Annotated in this window: 20 protein-coding genes; 5 read left to right on the plus strand and 15 right to left on the minus strand. The window is 63.7% G+C overall.

What is annotated here, in order from left to right:
- Positions 1-6 precede the first annotated feature (6 nt).
- Complete coding sequence (locus tag AC04SI_RS08370; RefSeq protein WP_488474099.1) at positions 7-903, plus strand: LysR family transcriptional regulator; 897 nt, start codon at positions 7-9, stop codon at positions 901-903.
- On the opposite strand, the gene AC04SI_RS08375 is transcribed toward AC04SI_RS08370, so the two are convergent.
- From AC04SI_RS08375 to AC04SI_RS08410, 8 genes are all read right to left on the minus strand, one after another.
- Positions 904-3,222 (minus strand): Tex family protein, encoded by a 2,319-nt coding sequence (locus AC04SI_RS08375; RefSeq protein ID WP_488474100.1) that lies wholly within the window; start codon positions 3,220-3,222, stop codon positions 904-906.
- 128 nt (positions 3,223-3,350) lie between these two features.
- Entirely contained in the window at positions 3,351-4,529 is a 1,179-nt protein-coding gene (locus tag AC04SI_RS08380; protein ID WP_488474101.1) for a serine hydrolase domain-containing protein, read from the minus strand.
- 31 nt (positions 4,530-4,560) lie between these two features.
- Positions 4,561-5,757 (minus strand): serine hydrolase domain-containing protein, encoded by a 1,197-nt coding sequence (locus AC04SI_RS08385; protein ID WP_488474102.1) that lies wholly within the window; start codon positions 5,755-5,757, stop codon positions 4,561-4,563.
- Between the two features lie 63 nt (positions 5,758-5,820).
- Positions 5,821-6,849 (minus strand): extracellular solute-binding protein, encoded by a 1,029-nt coding sequence (locus AC04SI_RS08390; protein ID WP_488474103.1) that lies wholly within the window; start codon positions 6,847-6,849, stop codon positions 5,821-5,823.
- A 29-nt stretch (positions 6,850-6,878) separates the two neighbouring features.
- Positions 6,879-7,691, minus strand: a complete 813-nt coding sequence (locus tag AC04SI_RS08395) for an ABC transporter permease (RefSeq protein WP_488474104.1) — start codon at positions 7,689-7,691, stop codon at positions 6,879-6,881.
- Positions 7,684-8,613 (minus strand): ABC transporter permease, encoded by a 930-nt coding sequence (locus AC04SI_RS08400; protein WP_488474105.1) that lies wholly within the window; start codon positions 8,611-8,613, stop codon positions 7,684-7,686. The genes AC04SI_RS08395 and AC04SI_RS08400 overlap by 8 nt, the downstream gene beginning before the upstream one ends.
- Complete coding sequence (locus tag AC04SI_RS08405) at positions 8,613-9,713, minus strand: ABC transporter ATP-binding protein (protein ID WP_404276469.1); 1,101 nt, start codon at positions 9,711-9,713, stop codon at positions 8,613-8,615. The genes AC04SI_RS08400 and AC04SI_RS08405 overlap by 1 nt, the downstream gene beginning before the upstream one ends.
- Positions 9,714-9,838: 125 nt before the next feature.
- A complete protein-coding gene (locus AC04SI_RS08410) occupies positions 9,839-11,503 on the minus strand; it encodes an amidohydrolase (RefSeq protein WP_404276168.1) in 1,665 nt (554 codons plus the stop codon).
- Positions 11,504-11,672: 169 nt separating this feature from the next.
- On the opposite strand from AC04SI_RS08410, the gene AC04SI_RS08415 reads away from it, so the two are divergent.
- The gene (locus AC04SI_RS08415; RefSeq protein ID WP_404276169.1) at positions 11,673-12,704 is read left to right on the plus strand and encodes a histone deacetylase family protein; all 1,032 of its coding nucleotides are present in this window, start codon (positions 11,673-11,675) and stop codon (positions 12,702-12,704) included.
- Positions 12,705-12,743: 39 nt separating this feature from the next.
- Here the strand turns inward: AC04SI_RS08415 and AC04SI_RS08420 are convergent, their stop codons facing one another.
- Complete coding sequence (locus AC04SI_RS08420; protein ID WP_488474106.1) at positions 12,744-13,937, minus strand: TMEM43 family protein; 1,194 nt, start codon at positions 13,935-13,937, stop codon at positions 12,744-12,746.
- 530 nt (positions 13,938-14,467) lie between these two features.
- Here AC04SI_RS08420 and AC04SI_RS08425 point away from each other — a divergent pair.
- A complete protein-coding gene (locus AC04SI_RS08425; protein ID WP_244425987.1) occupies positions 14,468-15,097 on the plus strand; it encodes a helix-turn-helix transcriptional regulator in 630 nt (209 codons plus the stop codon).
- Positions 15,094-15,864 (plus strand): helix-turn-helix transcriptional regulator, encoded by a 771-nt coding sequence (locus AC04SI_RS08430; protein WP_404276171.1) that lies wholly within the window; start codon positions 15,094-15,096, stop codon positions 15,862-15,864. The genes AC04SI_RS08425 and AC04SI_RS08430 overlap by 4 nt, the downstream gene beginning before the upstream one ends.
- A 118-nt stretch (positions 15,865-15,982) precedes the next feature.
- On the opposite strand, the gene AC04SI_RS08435 is transcribed toward AC04SI_RS08430, so the two are convergent.
- From AC04SI_RS08435 to motA, 6 genes are read right to left on the minus strand one after another with little or no spacing between them, the layout of a single operon-like run.
- On the minus strand, positions 15,983-16,417 hold the full coding sequence (locus AC04SI_RS08435) for a hypothetical protein (RefSeq protein WP_192177903.1): 435 nt from the start codon (positions 16,415-16,417) through the stop codon (positions 15,983-15,985).
- Positions 16,414-17,496 carry a flagellar biosynthesis protein FlhB gene (gene flhB / locus AC04SI_RS08440; protein WP_488474107.1) on the minus strand — a complete coding sequence of 361 codons (1,083 nt, stop codon included), beginning with the start codon at positions 17,494-17,496 and terminating at the stop codon, positions 16,414-16,416. The genes AC04SI_RS08435 and flhB overlap by 4 nt, the downstream gene beginning before the upstream one ends.
- A 24-nt stretch (positions 17,497-17,520) precedes the next feature.
- Positions 17,521-18,537 (minus strand): flagellar motor switch protein FliG, encoded by a 1,017-nt coding sequence (locus AC04SI_RS08445; protein WP_192177901.1) that lies wholly within the window; start codon positions 18,535-18,537, stop codon positions 17,521-17,523.
- A gap of 30 nt (positions 18,538-18,567) precedes the next feature.
- The gene (fliN, locus tag AC04SI_RS08450; protein ID WP_404276174.1) at positions 18,568-18,954 is read right to left on the minus strand and encodes a flagellar motor switch protein FliN; all 387 of its coding nucleotides are present in this window, start codon (positions 18,952-18,954) and stop codon (positions 18,568-18,570) included.
- A 34-nt stretch (positions 18,955-18,988) separates the two neighbouring features.
- Entirely contained in the window at positions 18,989-19,924 is a 936-nt protein-coding gene (locus AC04SI_RS08455) for a FliM/FliN family flagellar motor switch protein (protein WP_404276176.1), read from the minus strand.
- Between the two features lie 31 nt (positions 19,925-19,955).
- The gene (gene motA / locus AC04SI_RS08460; RefSeq protein ID WP_192177899.1) at positions 19,956-20,831 is read right to left on the minus strand and encodes a flagellar motor stator protein MotA; all 876 of its coding nucleotides are present in this window, start codon (positions 20,829-20,831) and stop codon (positions 19,956-19,958) included.
- A 171-nt stretch (positions 20,832-21,002) separates the two neighbouring features.
- On the opposite strand from motA, the gene AC04SI_RS08465 reads away from it, so the two are divergent.
- Positions 21,003-21,779 (plus strand): DUF1217 domain-containing protein, encoded by a 777-nt coding sequence (locus AC04SI_RS08465; protein ID WP_488474108.1) that lies wholly within the window; start codon positions 21,003-21,005, stop codon positions 21,777-21,779.
- The last annotated feature ends 3 nt before the right edge of the window (positions 21,780-21,782 follow it).

Genomic DNA, 21,782 nt, shown 5'->3' on the forward strand with positions numbered 1-21,782 from the left:
TGGATCATGAACGTCCAGCGCCGCCTTTTGCCCAACATCAGTGCCCTTGCCGCTTTCGAGGCGGTGGCGCGCCTCGGCTCCTTCACCGCCGCCGCACGCGAACTCGACCTGACCCAGGGCGCCGTCAGCCGGCAGATCGGGCTGCTGGAAGAGCAGTTCGGCCGCCGGCTGTTCGAGCGCGACAGCCGCAATGTCCGGCTGTCGACGGCAGGCGAAATCTACGCCGAGGCGGTGCGCTCCGCGCTTGGCCAGTTGCGCGACGCGGCTCTTGGATTGATGAGCAACCGGCATAGTGGCATCCTGAATCTGGCCATCCTGCCGACCTTCGGCACCCGCTGGCTGATGCCGCTGATCCCGGATTTCGTCGCAACCAACCCCGACATCACCATCAACTTCGTTACCCGCATCGGCCGTTTCGACTTCGCCCGCGAAAGGCTGGATGCCGCCATCCATTACGGCCTGCCCGACTGGCCGGACGCCGACTCCACGCTGCTGATGCGCGAGACGGTGGCGCCAGTCGTGTCGCCCCAATTCCTGGCCGGCCGCGAGATTGCCACCGCTGCCGACATCGGCCGTCTGCCGCTGCTGCACATGGCGACCCGCCCCGGCGCCTGGACCGAATGGTTCGAGCATCAGGGTTTGAGCGCGCCAACCGGACCGGGGATGCAGTTCGAGCAATTCGGCACCGCCGCCCAGGCCTGTATGGCCGGGCTTGGCGTGGCGCTGCTGCCACAGATCCTGATATCAGGCGAATTGCAGCGCGGCCAGCTCGTGCCGGCACCGGGCAGGCCGATGCAAAGCCGCAGCGCCTATTATCTGGTCGTCCCGCACGACAAGCGCGGCCATCCGCCCGTCGCCAGTTTCCGCGACTGGCTGCTGGGTCACCTCCCGATGGAGCAGTAGCTACTTCCGCTTCATCGCATCCGCCAATGCGGCGCCGAACGCGCCTTGCTGAGCCGGCCGTTCCGGCTGGCGCTGCGGCGCCGGCGAACGCGGTGCCGGCTTGCCACCATTATCGCGCGGCCCGGTCCGCGACGCACTACCGTCGCCGTCCTTGCGCATGGAGAGAGCAATGCGCTTGCGCTTGATGTCGACATCGACGACGCGCACCTTGACCACGTCGCCGGCCTTGACCACCTCATGCGCATCCTTGACGAAGCGGTCCGCCAGTTGCGAGACGTGCACCAAGCCGTCCTGATGCACGCCGATGTCGACGAAAGCGCCGAAGGCGGCGACATTGGTGACGGTGCCTTCGAGCAGCATGCCGGGCTTCAGATCCTTGATGTCGTCGACGCCGTCGGCGAAGGTCGCGGTCTTGAAGCCGGGGCGCGGGTCGCGACCGGGCTTTTCCAGCTCCGCCAATATGTCACGCACCGTCGGCAGGCCGAACCGCTCGTCGACGAAGACACGCGGATCGAGCGCCTTGAGCGCGGCACTGTCACCCATCAGCGCGCGCAGGTCGCGGCCGCAGGCGGCGACGATCTTCTTCGCCACGCCATAGGCTTCCGGATGCACGGAGGAAGCATCGAGCGGCTCGCTGCCGTTCGGGATGCGCAGGAAGCCGGCGCATTGCTCGAAGGCGCGCGGCCCAAGGCGGGAGACTTTGAGCAGATCCTTCCGGCTGGCGAACGGGCCGGCCGCATCGCGATGCGCGACGATCGCGTCGGCGAGCGACGCGCCAAGGCCTGAAACCCGCGCCAGCAGCGGCGCCGACGCCGTGTTGAGATCGACGCCGACGGCATTGACCGCATCCTCGACCACCGCTTCCAGCGAGCGGCCGAGCCGGTATTGGTCGACATCGTGCTGGTACTGGCCGACGCCGATCGACTTTGGTTCGATCTTGACCAGTTCGGCCAGCGGATCCTGCAGGCGCCGCGCGATCGACACCGCGCCGCGCAGCGACACGTCGAGGCCGGGAAATTCCGCCGCCGCTGTCGCCGAAGCGGAATAGACCGAGGCGCCGGCTTCGCTGACGATCACTTTGAGCGGTTTGGGACCGCTGTCGGTCGGCAGATCCGACAGCATGTCGGCCACCAGCTTCTCCGTCTCGCGGCTGCCCGTACCGTTGCCGATCGAGATGAGCTCTATCCTGTGCAGGCGGACGAGCTTCGCCAGTTCGGCTTGCGTGCCGCGCACATCGTTTCTGGGCGGGAACGGATAGACCGTCGTCGTCGCCATCAGCTTGCCGGTGCCGTCGACCACCGCGACCTTGACGCCGGTGCGGATGCCCGGATCGAGCCCCATCGTCGGTCGCGATCCGGCTGGTGCTGCAAGCAGCAAATCCTTCAGATTGCGGGCAAAGACGTGGATCGCCTCTTCCTCGGCCCGCTCGCGCAGGTCTCGCATCAGATCGAGCGTCAGGTGCAGCGACAATTTTATGCGCCACGTCCAGCCGGCCACCTCCATCAGCCAGCGGTCGCCCGGCAGGCTGCCACCGATGGCATAGGCGTTGGCGACCATCCGCTCGACCGGCTTCACCGCAGACGCATCGTCGGCATCGACCTCAATGTCGAGCGACAGCACCTCTTCGTTGCGGCCGCGCAGCATGGCGAGCGCGCGATGGCTCGGCACGTTGGCCCAGCGCTCGACATGGTCGAAATAGTCGGAGAATTTCGCGCCGGCCTCCTGCTTGCCATCGACCACCCTGGCGCGCAGGAAGGCCCGCTCCTTCATGTAGCTCCGCAGCTTGCCGACCAGATCGGCATTTTCGGCGAACTGTTCCGACAGGATGTCGCGCGCGCCGTCGAGCACCGCCTTGGCGTCGGCCACGTCTTCCGTGACATAGGCGAGCGCCAGTTCGGCGGGCACCGCCGAGCGGTCGGCGAGGATGGCTTCGGCCAGCGGCCCCAGCCCACGCTCCCTGGCGATCTCGGCTTTGGTCCTCCGCTTCGGCTTGTAGGGCAGATAAATGTCTTCGAGTTCGGCCTTGGTGGCAGCGGCAGCGATCTTGGCTTCAAGCTCTTCGGTCAGCTTGCCCTGCTCGCGGATCGAACCGAGGATGGTGTCGCGGCGCGCATCGAGTTCGCGCAGATAGGCCAGTCGCTCGGCAAGGTCGCGCAATTGCGTGTCGTCCAACCCGCCGGTGACCTCCTTGCGGTAGCGCGCCACGAACGGCACTGTCGCGCCCTCGTCCAGCAGGCCGATCGCCGCCGCTGCTTGCTCTGGCCGCGCGCCGATCTCGACCGCGATGATTGCCGCGATGCGCTTGATGTCGGATGCCATGCTGTGTCTCATGCCTTGTCGAAAAGAGCGGCGACCATAGGCCGGGATGTCCGCCCCGCCAACCGCGCTGTTTTCAGCCAGCCGGCGGGTCCACAGGAAAGCGTGCTGCGAGCGGGGCGCGGAACGCCTCAGACCATCCGGCTCAGCGCCTCGAAAAAGGCGACGGCCGCGACATCGAGTTGGTCGTCGACCGGCACCGGCTGCGACGACATCTTTGCGATCACCACTTCCGTCTTGGGATTGACGTACAGCCACTGGCCATGGATGCCGATGCCGCAGAAGGCGCTGCTTTGCGCCCCTGTCTGGTACCATTTGTTGCGGTAACGTCCCTGCGGAAACAGGAAGGCCATCGTGCCGCGCTGCCAGGCTTCGGAACTGCCGCCTGTTTCGACCGTGTCGCGCACCCAGGCTTCCGGCACGATGCGGCGGCCATTGGCCGTGCCGCCCTGCCGCATCATCTCGCCGACACGCGCCAGATCGCGCGGCGTCACCGAAATACCGCCGGCCGTGCGCGCCGTCCCTTCCATGTCGACGGTAATCGAGGCTTCGCTCGCCGCACCGAGCGGCAGCCACAATTTCTCGCGCAGCAGATCGGTCAGACGCTGGCCGGAGGCGCGCTCGACCAGCATGCCGAGCAGGTCGGAATTGGGCGAGCGATAGCGGAAGGTCTGGCCATGTGGTTCGGCCAGCCGCTGCAGCGTCAGGATGAATTCGCGCAGGCTTTCCGTGCCGCCGCCCGGGTTCCAAAGCGTGGCGCGGCGATAGCGGGCAAAGGCGCTTTCCGGATCGAGATAGGCCTCCTCGAAGTCGAGGCTGACGCTCATGTCGAGCACATGCCGGACGCTCGCATCGCCATAGGCCGATCCCTTGGCTTCCGGAATGTAGCTGATGACAGGTGCTTCCGGGTCGAACACCCCCTCGCCTTCCAATATGCCGGCGAGAATGGCGGTGAAGGACTTGCTGATCGAGAAGATGATGTGGCGTCCGCCGAAATCCATATGCGGCGCGAACCAGTCGCCAACGATCGTACCGGCCTTCATGATCGTCAGCGCGTCGGTGTCGGAGCGCGCGAGGAAGGCCGCCACCGTTTCCGGCCCATTCGCTAGGCTGACCTTTTCGCCAAGCAAGCTTCCGAGTTCTTGCCGAGGCGGCTCTGTGCCGCTTGACGCCGCGACAGGCGCGCTTGGCACCAGCTCGCCGACATTCTGGAACGACCAGCGGTTGAACGGGTTTTCGCGCCAGTTGGAAAGCAGCACCGCACTGCGGGCAAAGCCATATCTGGTCTCGAACGCGGTCTTGCCGGTCATGGCATTCCTTCCGGCTCTTTTTCCTGGAGATTCAGGCCAGCGCCGCAGCGATGGCGTGCACGGCCTTCAGCGTCGCCACCGAATAGGCGATGTTGGTGAAATCCGGATAGGTCGACAGCTTCACCACCACCATCCTCGTGTCCCAGTCGATATGGATCATCTGTCCGAACACGCCGCGGCACATCAGTGCGCGCGAGCGCGGATCCTCGATCCAGAACTGGTTGCGGTAGCTGCCTTCCGGCAGGCTGGGATTGAAATCCGGCGCATGCTTGCCATTGCGCGTCGTCTCGATCCAGTCGGCCGGCACCACGCCGCCGCCATGGTCGAGGATTAGCTGGCCGAAGCGGCCATAGTCGCGCAGCGTCGCATTGAAGCCGCCGTCGGCCACAGCATAGCCGGCACTGTCGACGGTGAAGCAGGCGCTCTCGTCCGCACCGAGCTTTTGCCAGAGCTCTTCGGAAACCAGTTGCGGCAGCCGCTTGCCGGTCACCCGTTCCATGATGAAGGCGAGCACATCGGTCTCGATGGAGCGGTACTCGAAAGCCTCGCCGTGCGGCCGGATTTGCTCCTTCAGTCGCAGGATCAGCTCGAACATATGCGACGGCCATTCGAACGCCGGATCGCTGTCCGGCGGCACCGGTTTCCAGCCGCCCGCGACATCGACCTGGCCGATGTCGGAATAGGGGTCGGTGTATTCCTCGGAGAAGCGCACGCCTGTGGTCATGTCGAGCACATGCTGCACGCTGGCGCCCGCCCAGCCAGTGGACCCGAGCTCCGGCAGATAGGTCGTCACCGGTTTGGCCGGGTCGATCAGGCCGCGTCCTACCAGTATGCCGAACACCGAGGCGGTCACCGACTTCGCCATCGATTGCGACAGATGCAGCGTGCGTTCGTCCATGCCGTTGAAATAGCGCTCATACGCGACCTTGCCGTCCTTGAGCACCAGGAAGCCGTCCGTATAGGTCTCGTCGAGCAGCCCGGCGAGCGTTGTCGATGCACCCGTGCTGTCCCCCACCGGCAGTGCGTCGAGATCGACCTCGGCCAGTTCGAGCCGGCGGCGATGGCCGTGCCCGCGCCAGACCTCGGCGGTCGGCAGGAATTCGCGGATGTGCTGGAATGCCCAGCGGTTCCAAGGGCCCCTATCCCAATCGAGCTTCGGCGGCACCATCTGCGGCGGCGAGCCCTGCATGATCGGCGGCCGCGGATCGGAGTTGCGGTAGGATGTCATCGAGCCTCCCGGAAGCGAAGAAGGGAGGCCAAAAGCCCCCTTCCATTGGCTTCTAGACCGAACCTATTTGCGCAGATTGGTCCAGATCTTGTTGTAAATCTCGACCACCTCGGGCGGGCATGGCGGGACGAATTCCGCCGCAGGCGCACCAGCCGGCGGATTGAGTTCCGGCGAGGCCGCGAAATCGGCGGGAAGGAATTTGTGGCTGCCGACAATGCCGTTATCGTAGCCGGCGAATTCCGAAATCAGCGCCGCATTCTCCGGAGCCATGATGAAGTCCTGGAACAGCTTGGCATTCTCGAGGTTCTTGGCGCCCTTCAGCACCCCCACATTGTCCATCCAGCCTTCGATGCCCTCCTTCGGATAGGCATATTTGATCGCCGGGACCTTTTGGCGCGCGCGATAGGTGGCGCCATTCCACGCTTGCGTGACGATGACGTCGCCGGAGGTGATCTTGGTGATCGTGTCATAGCTGAAGGTCTTCCACGACGGCTTGGCCGCCATCAGGACGTCGTTGACCTTCTTGAGGTCGGCCTTGTCTGCGCCGCAGCGTGGCACGCCGGCATAGCGCTCGGCCGCATGCATGACGGTGTTGACGTCGTCGAGCATGTTGATCTGGCCCTTCAACTCGTCCGGCGGGTCGAACAGGATCGCCAGCGTGTCGATGCCGCCCTTGAACTTGTCGGTGTTGACTTCGAATGTCGTCGTGCCGAACTGCCACGGCGCGGTGTAGTGACGGCCGCTGTCCCAGTAGATGTCGAGGAAGCGCGAGTCGATGTTCTTGCCGTTCGGCATCGCATTGGGCTCGGTCTTTTCGAGCAGGCCCTCGTCGATCATGATCTTCACGGTGTAGTCCGACGGCACCACGATGTCGTAGCCGGAATTGCCGGCGCGTACCTTCGACAACATGGTTTCGTTGGAATCGTAGTCGTCCAGCGTGACCTTGACGTTGTACTGTTTCTCGAACTTTTCGATCAGCTTGGGATTGGTGTAGTCACCCCAATTGTAGATGTGCAGTTCGCCGTCGGCGAGCGCGGGCACTGCCCACAACAGCACTGCCGTCGAAACGGCAGCCATCAGTTTCCTAGACATTTTGTTCTCCTTTGCCTTCCCATTATTCTTCATTTGGCGCGCCGGCGCGCGATCAGGAACGATACCGAGACGAAGAGGATCGAGACCAGCAGCAGGATGGTGGAGATGGCATTGATCTCCGGCGTCATCGGCCGCCTGATCTGGTTCCAGATGTAGAGCGGCAGCGTCGTCTGGCCGGGACCGGCGACGAGCTGCGTGATGGTGAAATCGTCGAAGGACACGATGAAGGCGAGCGCGGCACCCGACATGATACCGGGGACAAGCAAGGGCAGCGTTATGCGGCGGAACGCATGCCACGGCGTGGCGTAGAGATCGGCCGCGGCGGCCTCGAGCGTCAGGTCCATGTCCTCGAGACGCGCCCTGATCGGCATATAGGCGAAAGGAATGCAAAAGACGGTGTGGGCGAGGATCAGATTGCCAATGCCGAAATTCAGCCCGAAGGCCCCGGCGATCAGAGCGAAGAAGGACAAGGTCGCTACCGCCGTGATGATCTCGGGGACCATCAGCGGCAGGTTTATCACCATGAAGGCGGCCGGAAGCCCGCGCCACGGTTTCACCCTTGTCATGCCGATCGCCGCCAGTGTTGCGACGATCGTCGAAATGATGGTAGCGCTCGTCGAGATGATCAGCGTGTTCTGGGCGGCGCGGTGGAATTCCTCGTTGAGCAGCGCACTGCCGTACCAGCCGAACCCGACACCCTCCCAATGAGTGACGAGCGAACCCGTGTTGAACGAAAAGATCATCAGGATCAGGATCGGCACGTAAAGCACGCACAGGCAGAGGATGGCGATCGAGCGGAAGCCCGGCTGGCCCTTGATGTCGGTGGTACGGGGATCAGCCATGCCGGATCTTCCCCGACGTGTTGCGGACATAGAAATAGAGCGCGACCAAAACCGCGGCCATCAGGATCAGCGCCTGGGCGCAGCCAAGCGGCCAGTTGCGTCCGGAGCCGAACTGCTGGGCGATGAGGTCGCCGATCATCAAATGGATGCCGCCGCCAAGGATCAGCGGCGTCACATAGGCGCCGAGGGCCGGAATGAAGACCAGCAAGCAGCCAGCGATGATGCCGGGCAGCGACAGCGGAATGATCACCCGCCAGAGAACCTGCCGCCGTGTCGCGTAGAGGTCGTTCGCGGCCTCGACCAGCCTGAAATCCAGCTTTTCCAGGCTGGAATAGAGCGGCAGGATCATGAACGGCAGGAACGAGTAGAGCAGGCCGAGCTGGATGGCGAAGTTGGTGTAGAGCATGGTGATCGGCTTCTCGATCAAACCAAGCCCCATCAGCGCATTGTTGATGAGGCCCTCGTCGCGGATGATGAACATGATCGCCAGCGTACGCACAAGAAGGTTCGACCAGAACGGAATGGTGATCAAAAGCACCCACCAGTTGCGCTGCGCCGGCGGCCGCGTCGCCATGAAATAGGCGGTCGGAAAACCAAGCAGCAGGCAGATCACCGTCGTCACCACGGCAAACAGAAACGAGCGCAGGTAGATGATCAGGAAGTCCGGCGTGAACTGCAGCGTGTCGTCGAAAATATCGCGCTGGAACAGGAAGTTCAGATAGGCGTCGGTCGAGAACTTCCATTGCACGCCACCATAGGGTGCAGCCTGGAGAAACGAATAGACGAAGATTATCAGCAGCGGCAGCACGCCGAAAATGCCGATGATGACCAAAGCCGGCAGCGCAAGCAGACGGTTGCGCCAGCTGGTGACCTTTTCCGCCTGGGCTTCGAACATCGCAGCTTTTGAAAGGGTGATCGACATCAGTCCCTCAAGATCCGGGCGCCGTCGTCCTCGAACACGATGCCCACCTTGGCGCCCGGTTCGAATGCCACCGCGCCGGACCGGCTGTTCTGGTGGCGCACGATGAAGTTGTCACCCCCGTCGAGCTTCACGTGGTAGTGGGTGTCGGTGCCGAAATAGACGACATTGGCCAAGATCCCCGCAACCGTGCCCTTGGCCGCATCGGCAACCAGATCCGCATGCTCGGGCCGCACCACGACCGTCACGGCGCCGGAAGGATCGAAACCTTCGGGGAACCCGGCCGCAACCGTTGCGTCGGAGGCAAGCTTTACCGTCGCGACGCCGGATTTCTTCGACACCACGGTGCCCTTGAGGAAGTTGGTCTCGCCGATGAAGTCGGCGACGAAGCGCTCGGCCGGGCGGTCATAGATGTCGCGCGGCGCGCCGACCTGCAGGATCTTGCCCGACGACATCACCGCGATCCGGTCGGACATGGTCAGCGCTTCTTCCTGGTCGTGAGTGACGAAGATGAAAGTGATGCCGGTCTCGTGCTGCAGCCGCTTCAGCTCGATCTGCATTTCCTTGCGCAGCTTGTAGTCGAGCGCGGACAAAGGCTCGTCGAGCAGCAGCACTTTGGGCTGCGGTGCGAGTGCCCGCGCGAGCGCCACGCGCTGCTGCTGGCCGCCCGAGATCTGGCTGGTGCGGCGGCCGGCGAGGGCCTCCATCTTGACCAGCTTCAGCATCTGGGCGACGCGGGCCTGGATCTCGGCCTTCGGCTTGCCCAGCATCTCAAGGCCGAACCCGATATTCTGCGCCACCGTCATATGCGGGAACAGCGCATAGGACTGAAAGACGGTGTTGACCGGCCGCTTGAACGGCGGCAGGGGTGCGATGTCCTGGCCGTAGAGCAGGATCTCGCCTTCGCTCGGAAAGTCGAAGCCGGCGATCAGCCTCAGAAGCGTCGTCTTTCCGCAGCCGGACGGCCCAAGCAGCGTGAAGAACTCATTTTCGCGGATGGCGACGGAGACGGTGTCCAGCGCGGCGACTTGCGCCTCTCCGGTGCCGAACACCTTGCGGACGCCACGCACCTCGATTGCATTCTTACCCGGTTGTTCCGGCACGACTACCCCATTGAGAAAGCCTGCTCTTGGCGGCAGGTTTTGTTCCGGTTTGATTGTCATCACAAGCCAATCGGCTTGGCAACTGTAGAGCTAGACCTTGATCTAAAAGGCAATTCCCATGCCTGTCAGGCTTGATAGGTGATCTTGCCTCCACAGATGGTCGTCACCGGTCGCAACGTATGCAGCGCTTCCGGTGCAGTTGCCTCGATATCGGCCGACAGCGCCACGAGATCGGCCATGTAGCCCGGCTTCAGGCGGCCCTTGCGATGTTCCATGAACTCGGCATAAGCCCCTTCCACCGTGTAGCCGGCAATCGATTCATGCAGCGAGAAGCTCTGGTCCGGCAGCCCCTCTGCCCAAGGTTTGCGCATCACCGCCGCCTGGATGCCCAGGATCGGATCTACCGGCGAGACCGGCCAGTCGGACGCGAACACGACACGCGCACCGGCATTTTTCAGGGTGCGCCAGGCATAGCTCAGCGGCCACTTCTCGCGGCCGATGCGCGAAAGCGTCGGCTCCAGCGGGAAGTTCATGGCGCCGGGCGGATGCGGCGGCTGCATCGAAGCGATGACGCCGAGTTCGGCAAACCGCGGCACGTCCGAGGGGGTGGTGACCTCGATATGCTCGACCCGGTGCCGGCTGTCGCGCTTGCCGTTCGCCTTCTGCGCCGCCTGGTAGCCGTCGAGCACGGCCCGCACCGCGCCGTCGCCGATCGAATGCACGGCGATCTGCAGGCCGCGCCTGTCGGCTTCCACCGCCACTTGCGCGAAGTGCTCTGGCGTGAACAGCGGCTCGCCGCGCCAGCCCGGCCGGTCGGCATAGTCGTCGACCATCACGGCGGTCCATGAATCGAGCACGCCGTCATAGAAGACCTTGACCATACCCGACGACAGCCATTCGGATTTGTAAGCCGCGGCCATACGCGAGGCTTTTTCCAGAATGTCCAGCGTCATGAAATTCTTGAAGTGGAACGGGATCTTCGTCCGGCAGAGCAGCCGCCCTTCTTCTTCCAGGCCGGCAAGCAGTTCGAGCTGGTAGAGATTGCCGTCCATGTTCTGGATCGACGTAATGCCGTGCTGGGCGCACCACTGAAGTCCGCGGTGCATCAGGTCGCGGTCGGCAGCCAGTTCTTCAGCGGATGGATAGGGCTCCGGCTCGCCGCCCGTCAGACCGAGCCGCGTGCGGTTCTGCCCGAAGTGCTCCAGGATCGGGCCGAATGCCTCGCCTTCGCGCAGCTCGCCGGCGGCAAGTCCGTCCGCTCCCATCACGATCTCGTTGCCCGGCCCTAGTTGCCTGCCATGCAGGATGCCCGCCTGCTCCAGCGCCTTGGTGTTCGCCCACATCGTGTGGTGATCGGAAGCCGACATGGCGAAGGGCCGGTCTGGAATGATGCGGTCGAGATGATGACGTGTGACCGGCTCATCGCTCGACAGGATGGAGTAATCGACCCCGGCGCCGAGCAGCAGTCTGGCGTTGGGCCGCGCCGACGCATAGGGGCGGATCGCGTCGCGCAGGGCGTCGAAGCCATGCACGCCTGCAAGATGCAGATTGTCGAGTTCGGCCGCGCCGCCGAAAAGATGCATATGCGCTTCGATGAAGCCGGGCAGGACGGAGCCGCCGCCCGCGTCGATGACGCGGGTGCCTGCGCCTTTGTAGTCCAGCACCCTGGCGCGATCTGCGATCGCAATGATGTCACCGCCCTTGATGGCGATCGCCTCGGCGCGGGGGGTATCGGGATCCATCGTCAAAATGCTGGCATTCTCGACAATCAGATCGGCCGATGGCGGCATAATTTTCTCCCGTTTGAGCTAGGCTAGCAGAGAATTGGCGTCTGGCAAGCCATCCCGTGCTGCCCCCAAGCAACAATTCGCTATGGCCCTTGGCGACACCGAAACTCTCTGTCACAAAGCAGTGAGAGACCCGCAGACACGCAACCCGAAGAGCGAGCCAACTCCCAAAATGAAGACAGTTTTTTCCCCTCTCCATGCCGGTCATGCCGGCCAGATGGAACTGGTGACGGCGGCGATCGTGCTGGGTTTCGAGAAGCCGTCGCGGGCGGAATTCATCAGGGCGCGGGTCGAAAGCGAGAAGCTCGGGCCGATCATCGCTCCTGCCGAGCATGACCTTGCCGCCGCCAAGCGCATCCACAGGGCAGACTACATCGACTTCCTGCCGACGGTGTGGCCGCAATGGACGGCCGCCGGCTTCAAGGGCTCGGCCATGGCCTTCACCTGGCCGACACGCGGCCTGCGCGGCGACGCGCCGCCGCAGCGCATCGATGCCTTGCTGGGCTACTATTCGTTCGACGCCGGCGCCACCTTCGTCGAAGGCACCTGGGCCGCGATCAAGTCCTCCTACGACGTCGCCCTGACGGCGGCCGGCCTGGTCAAGGTCGGCGAACGATCGGCTTTCGCGCTCTGCCGTCCGCCCGGCCATCACGCGGGTGCTGCCTTCATGGGCGGCTATTGCTTCATCAACAACGCCGCCGTCGCCGCGCAATGGTTCCTGGACCAGGGCGCAAGCCGCGTCTCCATCCTCGATGTCGACTACCACCACGGCAACGGCACCCAGGAGATCTTCTACGACCGCGGCGACGTCCAGGTCATCAACCTGCATGGCGACCCGATGACCGAATATCCGTTCTTCCTTGGCCATACCGACGAGCGCGGCGCGGGCGATGGTGAAGGCTTCAACCTCAACTACCCGATGCCCTTCGGCACTGGCTGGGACGCCTGGAACGCCTCGCTGGAGGACGCCTGCGCCAAACTCGCCGCCTATGCGCCCGATGTCGTCGTCGTCTCGCTCGGCGTCGACACCTTCGAGAAGGATCCGATCAGCCAGTTCAAGCTGAAAAGCGCCGACTACCCCAAGATCGGCCGCCGCATCGCGCGGCTCGGCCTGCCGACGCTGTTCGTCATGGAAGGCGGCTACGCTGTCGAGGAGATCGGCATCAACGCCGTCGGCGTGCTGACCGGCTTCGAGGATCGCTAACAGCCAGGACCGGACGGCAACCCCGCCCGGCTCTCGCGATCAGGTCGGGGCGCCAACGCCTGGCGCGGCTGCCGGAGCGGCCGGTCTGCGCGACCGGCCGAGATAGTAGACCGCCGCCGCGGCGATGAGGCCTGCCGCCAGGATGCCTGCCGCCAGCAGCGGCCGGTACCAGAACCAGGCGATGGCGATCGTCGTCGTCCCGACCAGGATCGCCAGGAAGAAGGCGATGATGCCGGTTCCCATCCGCGCGATGCTGCCGAGGAACGGAATGACGTCGAGGATGACGCCGATCGGGCTGAGAAACAGGGCAAAGCCGATCGTCAGCAGCAGCAGGCCGGCGGCACGCAACAGCCAGGTGATCAATGTGTTTTCCGAGACCGCGTCGGCGAACATCTTTGCCGCCGGCACATCGCCGGTATCGACCATGACCAACTGGTCGCCGGCAACGGTCTGGTAGGGTTCGAACTGGCTGCCGGTCTGGCGCGCCACGATGCTGATCACACCGAGCGGCGCCAGGTCGTAACCGATGCGATAGTCGCCCAGCGCCGGCGATATCGCATCGGCGCCGAGGTAGATCCCGCCGTCGACGATGGTGACGGGCTTCGTGCCGGCATAGGCGGCCTTGATCGCGGCCGACTGGCTGGACGAGAGCGAAAATTCCTTGTCGCCTTCGATGCGATCGAGCACCGGCGTGTCGAGCATGAAGGCGCCGAGCTTGCCGTCCGGAATCTGGAAGGTCCTGCTGTGGATCGCCATCGGCGGATTCTGGTGGCCGTCCGGCTTCTTGAAATCCGAGGAATCGATCTGGCTGTCGTCCCACACCTTGGAATAGCTGTAGGTCGTCACCGTCTCCTCGCCGCCGCCGAGCTTCTTGGTCGTCTCCGACTTCGATTCCTCTTTCCACTGATACATCTCGACACTGCGCGACAGGCGCAGTCCTTGCGCCGCAATGCCGAAATCCGGATCAGCGAGGCCGCTGTCCGCGATCACCGGCCCGGTGACATGCACGAGCTTGCCGTCATTGCCGGCATCGATGCTGTCGGCGCTGACCGAGACGACGGCGCCCGATCCCTCGGCCAGCGAGCGCGCCGTCTGCACCGCGCGGCCCTCGTTCCAGAACAGGCCGATGACCATCAGCACGATCAGGAGCAGGCCGAAGACCACCCCGCCGACAGCGCGCTTGATCCGCCCGAACCACGAAACGGATGTCACTTCCCGAAATGAATCGCTCATTGTTGCCCCCGCAAAGTCGCCGGCATGGACGCCCAGCCATTCCCGCTCCCGCGAATCCTATCGGAATCAGGCGCGCGCCGATACCGCGGGCCCGCACCGGCTCCTGCTTTTCCCGTCGAAAAATCCGGCCGAAGGCAACATGAAACGGCCGCTGAGTCGCAATCGGAGTCCATCGGATTCGTTTTTGTCAAATCGCATTTGATGTCGGATTCATCTGCGGGTAGATTAGACCCGAATCAGCCGGTCCTTGGGGGGCGCGGCGACCAACCCAAAGTCTCAAGTACCGGCATCGTCCGGCACCAGACGCGGACGGCTTCGCGTTCCCTGAATGGATTCGGCCTGGTTGGGCGCTGACCGCGCCCAGAGTGTGTCTTCGTCAAAGTGATGCGTATTCGGGTTCGGCCGCTGGCAAAGCCAGCACCGGGCACATGGATCGATTCCGGCCAAAGCATAAAATGGGCAGTCCCGCCGCGCTTCTCCAATCCGAACCATCGCGCCTTGCGTCTCGCGGCGACCTCACCAGCTTTTTCATGCAGCTTGCCGCAGAGATCGGCGCCGACAGCTACATGCTCGTCGCCATCGTCCACGACCAGGACCGCAACGACGCGCGCATCGTGTCCTCCAACTGGATTTTCGACGCCATCGAGCTCATCGGCAAACGGCTGATCGGCGGCCTCGCCCAGGGTCCGCTGACCGCGGCGCCCGGCATCCGCCCGCAGGCGCTGGTGGCAGCGCATGCCCCCGACACCGGTGGACTGCTCACCGGCGAGGAGGCTCGGCTTCTCGACGTGCTCGGCCATGCCGAGATCTACTCGCTCAGGCTGAACGTCGGTCGCCAGCGTCTGTTCGCACTGTTTTCAGCTGCCGAACCGGGCAAGATCGACCAGCCGGCGCTGATGAAGGCTCAGTTGAAGTGCTGCTACGCGCTCTCCACCATCCCGCAGCTGATCGCCGCCGCCGCCATGCAGGATCCACTGTCCGACCGCGAGCGCGAATGCCTGTTCTGGGTGTCCGAGGGCAAGACGACGGACGAGGTCGCGCTTATCCTTGGCGTCTCGTCGAACACCGTCAACAGCTACATCACCCACGCCATTCAGAAATTCGCGGCCAGCAACCGCGCGATGGCCATCGCGACGGCGATCAGGAGCGGCATCATTTGAAACACGCACACGTCAAGGAGGCGGCCGAAGCCCTTTTCAACGAGCAGCGCAATCCGTTCGGCGCCTTCTCGCTTGGTTCCGAAACCCATCACGCCGTCACCATTCCGGATGCCGTGCGCCGCTGCCGCTGGATCGCCGTCGACATCAACGCCTCGGCCTTCGGCCTGTTCTTTGTCAGCCCTTCGGCGGAGCGGGCACGCCTCGTCCCCTGCTTCGATTCCGACTATCCCAGCACCGCGGTGGCGACAAAATTCATCTCTGGCGCCAATGGCGAGGAGATGGTGCGCCACACCCGCATTTCGACGGCGCCGCGCTGGTGGGCCGACGACGGCATCGCCAGCTCGCAGGAGACCTTCAAGGACCTCGCCTGGTCGGAACGAACCGCACCCTTGGCGCCAGGCACCAATGGCATTGCCTTCCCCGTTCATGCCGATCGCGGCCAGTGCGGGCTGGTCGTGTTCCTGGGCTCGGAGATCGCCTTGCCGCAAGACGCGCTCTACGAAATCCATGCACGCAGTTTCACGCTGTTTGCCGCGGTCGCCCGCATGCGCCCGAGCGACGCCGGCAGGATGCGGTCGATCTCCAAGCGCGAGCTCGAATGCCTGAAGCTGACCGCCAACGGCAACACCAGCGAGGAGATCGCCAAGCTGCTTAAGCTGTCGGTGCACACCGCCAACCAGTACTTGACCCAGTCGACGCAGAAGCTCAACGCAGTCAACCGCAACCAGGCGGTGGCCAAGGCGCTGCGGCTGGGGTTGATCGAGTAGGCCTGGAAATTCGCTCTCGGAAATGACCGAAGGTGGCGCGGCGGCGTCGCGGCAACATCGACAAGCGCGCAGTGCACGAAGCGACTCCGACGTGCTCCCACCAACAAGCGCCTGATTTTCAGAAGGCGAGCGGCTCGGTCCTGCGGATGCGCGCCTGCTCGATCACGGCCTCCAGCAAGGCGGTGTTGTGCTCGGGGTTTTCGCCCGGCTTTTCGAATGACACGTAGTTGACGGCCACCGACGATTTGTCTTCGTTCAACGTCAGCTGGAAATAGACAGTGACGCCGGGCGGCCTGAGCTCCAGATCCAGCACGATGCGCGGACTGCCGCTCCAGTCGACATGGGCCTCGCCGCCATGGCCGAGCCTGAGCGTGCCGGCCATGAAGAACAGTTCGGCCGCCGAATCCACCAGGTCTGACAGGCAGGCGAAATGCTCCAGCCGGATGAAGGCGATGTAGTCGGCGACATCGATCAGCCTGAGCTCGGCGATCACCTGCTCGATGGCGTTGGCGACGATGATCTCGCGGGATTTTGCGTAAGGTTGCCGGTTCATGAGGTCAGTCTGCGCTCAGCCTTTTTCGAGTAGACGATCCGCACCAACTCGGCGACGGCCTGATAGAATTGCGACGGGATCACGCTATCAACCGAAACTTGCTTGTACATGGAGCGGGCAAGCGCCACGTCCTCGAAGATCGGGATATTGTTCTCTCTGGCGATCTCACGGATCTTGAGCGCCACCAGATCCTGGCCCTTGGCCAGCACCAGCGGCGCCGCATCCTCGTCGCGGACGTATTTTAGCGCGATCGAGAAGTGGGTCGGGTTGGCAATGATCAGCGTGGCGCGCGGCACCGCCGTCATCATCCGCTTGCGGGCGCGATCGCGCGCCAACGATCTGAGCCGCGACTTGACGATCGGATCGCCTTCCGCCTGCTTCATCTCGTCCTTGACCTCCTGCTTGCTCATGCGCAGGTCGCGCCGCCAATGGAAACGTGACCAGACCAGGTCGACCGTCGCAATCAGTCCTATGACGAAGACGATCGCCACCAGGATGTCGATGACGATGCCCCTGATGACGAGACCGAAAGCGACCAGGTTGGTGATCATCCCGGCGAGCAGCTTGCGGTGGTCCTCCGACAGCGTGAAGAAAAGCACGACGACGGCCAAGCCGAGCTTGCCCAGCGATTTCAGGAACTCGACGAAGCCCTGGGCGCCGAACAGGCGGCTCCAACCCTTGGTGATCGAAATGCGCGACAGTTGCGGCCTGACCCGCTCGCCGACGAACTGCGGCATGTTCTGCAACACCGAAGCGCCGACGCCGGCCACCACCAGCAACACCAGCAGGCTGACGACGGCGCGGCCGATCTCGAACATGACGGTCTTGTAGAGCGCGATGACGTCGGTCTCGGTGTCCATCGGCCAGGCCTCCGGCTTCTCCAGGAACATCGACAGGAACATGCCGAGATCGACGATGGCGTCCTTGGCGTAGAAGACGGTGAACACCAGTATGGCGACGAAGGACGTGAAGATGGCGGTCTCGCGCGAATTGGGCAGCTTGCCCTGTTCGACCGTGTCACGGATCTTCTTTTCTGTGGCTTCCTCGGTTTTCGAGTCCTTGTCGACCGCCTCAGCCATATTGGACTAGCCGGCCCGTCGCCATCAGGCTGCGGCGTTCTGCGTCGAGGAGGGCAGTTCGAAAGCCCCCTCGCGCGACAGACGGATCGTCGCCACCGCGATCGTCTTGCGGGCAGTCATGATGTCTGCAAGGGCGATGCCTTCCGAGCCCTGCCCGAGTTCGGATTCGATCATGCGCCGCGAACGTGCGCCGATCGCCGACAGCACCGATTCGGTCAGCGCCGGCGGTGCGCCGCGCAGCGCCAGCGTAACCAGTTCTGTCGACAGCCCGTCGAACAGAAGCACCCGCGCTTTCTGGGTCAGCAACGGCAGGTCGTCGAAGGCGAACAGCCGCGACCTGACGCCGTCGAGGTCGGGCGTGCCCGCCTCTTCCAGGTCCTGCATGACCTCTTCGAGCTGCGGCTTGTCCATTTCGTTGAGCACGCTGGCGACCCGCGCCTGCCCGGCAGAAATGTCCTTGGTTGCGGCTTGCGACAGCAAACTCGAGCGCAACTGGCTTTCGACGATCTTCGCGGCCGCATCCGGAATGGTCGCCATCGTCACCATGCGCTTGATGATTTCGCCGCGCATCGGTTTTGCCATGGTCAACAGCACGTTCGCCGCAGCTTGCGGGGCAAGCTTCGACAGCACCATGGCCGCGGTCTGCGCGTGCTCGCTGGCGAGGAAGGTGCCTAGCCGTGCCGGCTCGAGCTTCTCCAGATCGGGCCAGATCGGCTGCGGCCGTTCCGGCGCCACCTCGAACTTCTTGTCGCCCATAATGGCGCTCATTTCTTCCGGCGACAGCGACTCATTGAGGATCGTGTCCATCCTGTCGGCGGAATCGAGCAGCCCCGCGCCTTCGGTGAACTCGGCCTCGAATTCGGCGACGATGCGTTCGAGGTCGCTCTGCGGAATCGTGCGCAGCAGCCGCGCCCCCTCGATCAGCGCCTTGAGTTCCTCCTGCTTGAAGAATTTGAGCAGCCGGCTGGCCGAGGGCTTGCCCATGGCTACCAGTATGGCGGCGGCCTTCTGCGGGCGCGTCAGCGCGGTAAGCGTCGTCATGCTGTCTGTCCCTGCGACACGCCGGTTATCCTATGCACTCATCGTGGCCGCGATGATTTCGGTCAGCCTGATGCCGAAGCGCGACGGGTCGCTTTCGAGCACGGTGATCTCGCCGCGCGCGATCTTGCGGCCGTTGACCACCACGTCGACGGGTTCGCCGATGCGCCGGTTGAGCGCCACCGTCGAGCCCTTCTGCAGCGCCATCAGGTCGGACACCGGCATTTCGGTGCTGCCGAGGATGATCTGCACATCGACCGGGATGCTCATGATGATGTTCGAATTGGCGCCCGATGCCGCGCGGAAGGCAACGTCCGGACGCTTCTCCTCTTCCTGGAGAACGCCGCGCAATTCCTCGATGGCACGGTCGAGTTGCTCGTCCGGCTGGTCGAGTTCGGCTTCCACCTTGGTCTTGGCCATTGATCGTCTCCCAAAAAACTCGAGCCTGCCGGCGTCAGCCCGGCATCAGCCCATCGATGAAGTCCTGCCCAGCATCGTAGGGATGGCGGACGCGAACGGTGTAATTCTGGCCGAGCTTGCCGAACTCGCAAACGAATAGCGTCTTGTCGCGTGCGCTGAGCCGCGCCTGCGATTGCGCGGTCTCCTCGAATTCGATGATCTGCCCCACCTCGAGGCTGGCGAGGTCGCCAAGCGTCAGCCGCGCGAGCGGCATGGTCGCCTTCAGCGTCACCGTCGAGCGCATCACCTCTTCCGAGAACCGCGCCCGCCAGTCCGACCCCGTCGTCTGGTCGTCATTGGCACCGGCCGCGCCGCCACGGGTCGCCAGCAGGATGCGTTGCGGGATCATCACCGTGACCGTGCCGCTATCGGTCGGCGTCGAGATGCCGAAGACCATGCGAACCGCCGCTCCATCGCGCAGCACGCGCCGCTTGGCTTCCGCACCGGACATCGCGCGCTGTACCGGCAGCCGCAGCTCGAGCGAGCGCCTGCCCGATCCGTTCAAGGCCTGCGCCACTTCCTGGAACACCATCGTCGCCACGTCGGTCTCGATCTGCGACAGCTCACGCTCGATCGGCGAAACCGCCAGGTCCGGATCACCCCCGAACAGCGCACAGACCATCACCGCGATGGCAGGCGCATCGATCACCAGAGTCATGGCGTCGGAGGACGTCGGCGACGTAACGATGGTCATGGCGAATGTGTCGCCGGCATACGCGCGCGCGTCGGGCACGCGGCTTACCTCTACCGCGCGCAGGTCGACGGTGACTGGTGCGCCTAGTTCACCGGCGAGGCTCTTCTGCAGCAGCGGCACGGCGCGCTCGGCCATCCCGCGCCCGGCGCCGATGACATGGGCGGCTTCGCCGCTGTCGCCGACCAGACGCTCGATGATCAAGGAACGGGTCTCGGACGGACTGCCTGGGCTGGTCATGACGACGAACGGCCTCTGTCGCTGCGCATGCTCAGGCCGCTTTCTTCTCGGCCGTGCCGGTGTTCATCGTGCTCTGCTCGACGGCGTCGATCGTCGGCCGCTCGTAAGACGAGATGGTCTTGCGCCCGAACTCGATCGCGACCTGCGGCAGGGCGCCGTTCATATAGGCCAGCAAGGTCTGCTTGACGATGATATAGAGCCGGTTCCGCTTCTCGCGCACGGTCTTGATCTTGGTGGCGACCGGCCCGACCAGAGCATAGGACAGGAAGATGCCGAGGAAGGTTCCGACAAGCGCCGCGCCGATCAGGCCGCCGAGGATTTCCGGCGACTGGTCGAGCGCGCCCATCGCCTTGACCACGCCGAGCACGGCGGCCACGATGCCAAGCGCAGGCAGGCCGTCACCCACCGCCACCAGGGCATGATAGGCCTTCATCTTGTCGGCCTTGATGGTGTGTATCTCCTCGTCCATCAGCGCCTCGATCTCATGCGAGCGCGCATTACCGATGATGATGATGCGGCAGTAGTCGCAGATGAAATGCGTCAGGTCATGGTTGTGCAGCACCGTCGGGAATGCCTGGAAGATCGCCGATTCCTCCGGATTGTCGATATGCGCCTCGACCTCGCTGCGTGACTTGGACCGTAGCTCGCGCATCAGGCTGTGCAGTACGCCGAGCGTTTCAAGATAGTCCCGCTCCTTCGGCACCGCCTGCTTGAAGGCTTCGAGAATGCCTTTGCCGGTATCCTTGACGGTCTTCATCGGGTTGGCCACGAGGAAGGTGCCAAGCGCCGCACCGCAGATGATCACCGCTTCCCATGGCTGCATCAGCACGTGAAGATGGCCGCCCATGGCCATGAAGCCGCCGAGAACGCAGCCGAGCGTCACCACCAGTCCAATCAGAATGCCCACGCAAGATCCTTCCGCATGTCGCTTCAGGATCAACGGATAATCCCCGTGCCTTGTGTGAGGCTTGAATCCCCAATGTTGCACGAGCGTCGCGAAACATGTCCCGACACGGATTCAGCTTCGCGCAAGGAAGTGAGGATATTGTCCTGACATAGCTTCGGCCGGAGGCGCAGCGTGTTGGACACTTATACGAGCTATCAGCTCATCACCAAGGACATCACCAAGTCACTCGACCAGGTCGAGGCGCAGCCTGTCGTGAAGCGCGACACCGACTATTATCTTACCAATATCGGCAACGTCAAAACCATCGACGATTTCGTCAAGGACACACGCCTGTTCACCTATGCCATGAAGGCATACGGCCTCGGCGACATGGCCTACGCCAAGGCTTTCATGGTCAAGGCACTGAAGGAAGGCGTCTCGGACGAGGACAGCTTCGCCAACAAACTGACCGACAAGCGCTACGCCGCCTTCGTCAAGGCATTCAATTTCGCCGCCTATGGCGAGACCGCCACGCTGTTCCCCGCCGCCCAGCAGGACACGGTCGACAAATACATGCGCCAGACGCTGGAGGAAAACGCCGGCGAGACCAATGAAGGCGTGCGGCTGGCGCTGTACTTCGACCGCAAGGCGTCCAGCATCACCAACTGGTACGACGTGCTTGCCGATACCGCGCTCGCCAGCGTGGTCCGCACCGCGCTCGGCCTGCCGGATTCCTTCGCCTCCGCCGACATCGACAAGCAGGCGCAGGCGTTCGAGCAGAAGCTCGACATCGCCGATTTCACCGACCCCGAAAAGCTGAGCAAGTTCCTCACCCGCTTCACCAGCATGTGGGAGATCAACAACCCGACCTCGACGGCGCAGACATCGGTCAGCGTGCTTTTCGCCCAGCCGACCACGGTCGGCATATCTACCGATCTGATGATGGCCATGCAGAAACTGAGGTTCTGAGAA

The organism is Mesorhizobium sp. CNPSo 4689, from assembly GCF_057784325.1.

Excerpts from the sequence above, each read along its gene's own strand:
- AC04SI_RS08370 (WP_488474099.1), top strand. The coding sequence starts at position 7 with ATGAACGTCCAGCGCCGCCTTTTGCCCAACATCAGTGCCCTTGCCGCT.
- AC04SI_RS08375 (WP_488474100.1), bottom strand. The coding sequence starts at position 3,222 with ATGGCATCCGACATCAAGCGCATCGCGGCAATCATCGCGGTCGAGATC.
- AC04SI_RS08380 (WP_488474101.1), bottom strand. The coding sequence starts at position 4,529 with ATGACCGGCAAGACCGCGTTCGAGACCAGATATGGCTTTGCCCGCAGT.
- AC04SI_RS08385 (WP_488474102.1), bottom strand. The coding sequence starts at position 5,757 with ATGACATCCTACCGCAACTCCGATCCGCGGCCGCCGATCATGCAGGGC.
- AC04SI_RS08390 (WP_488474103.1), bottom strand. The coding sequence starts at position 6,849 with ATGTCTAGGAAACTGATGGCTGCCGTTTCGACGGCAGTGCTGTTGTGG.
- AC04SI_RS08395 (WP_488474104.1), bottom strand. The coding sequence starts at position 7,691 with ATGGCTGATCCCCGTACCACCGACATCAAGGGCCAGCCGGGCTTCCGC.
- AC04SI_RS08400 (WP_488474105.1), bottom strand. The coding sequence starts at position 8,613 with ATGTCGATCACCCTTTCAAAAGCTGCGATGTTCGAAGCCCAGGCGGAA.
- AC04SI_RS08410 (WP_404276168.1), bottom strand. The coding sequence starts at position 11,503 with ATGCCGCCATCGGCCGATCTGATTGTCGAGAATGCCAGCATTTTGACG.
- AC04SI_RS08415 (WP_404276169.1), top strand. The coding sequence starts at position 11,673 with ATGAAGACAGTTTTTTCCCCTCTCCATGCCGGTCATGCCGGCCAGATG.
- AC04SI_RS08420 (WP_488474106.1), bottom strand. The coding sequence starts at position 13,937 with ATGAGCGATTCATTTCGGGAAGTGACATCCGTTTCGTGGTTCGGGCGG.
- AC04SI_RS08425 (WP_244425987.1), top strand. The coding sequence starts at position 14,468 with ATGCAGCTTGCCGCAGAGATCGGCGCCGACAGCTACATGCTCGTCGCC.
- AC04SI_RS08435 (WP_192177903.1), bottom strand. The coding sequence starts at position 16,417 with ATGAACCGGCAACCTTACGCAAAATCCCGCGAGATCATCGTCGCCAAC.
- flhB (WP_488474107.1), bottom strand. The coding sequence starts at position 17,496 with ATGGCTGAGGCGGTCGACAAGGACTCGAAAACCGAGGAAGCCACAGAA.
- AC04SI_RS08445 (WP_192177901.1), bottom strand. The coding sequence starts at position 18,537 with ATGACGACGCTTACCGCGCTGACGCGCCCGCAGAAGGCCGCCGCCATA.
- fliN (WP_404276174.1), bottom strand. The coding sequence starts at position 18,954 with ATGGCCAAGACCAAGGTGGAAGCCGAACTCGACCAGCCGGACGAGCAA.
- AC04SI_RS08455 (WP_404276176.1), bottom strand. The coding sequence starts at position 19,924 with ATGACCAGCCCAGGCAGTCCGTCCGAGACCCGTTCCTTGATCATCGAG.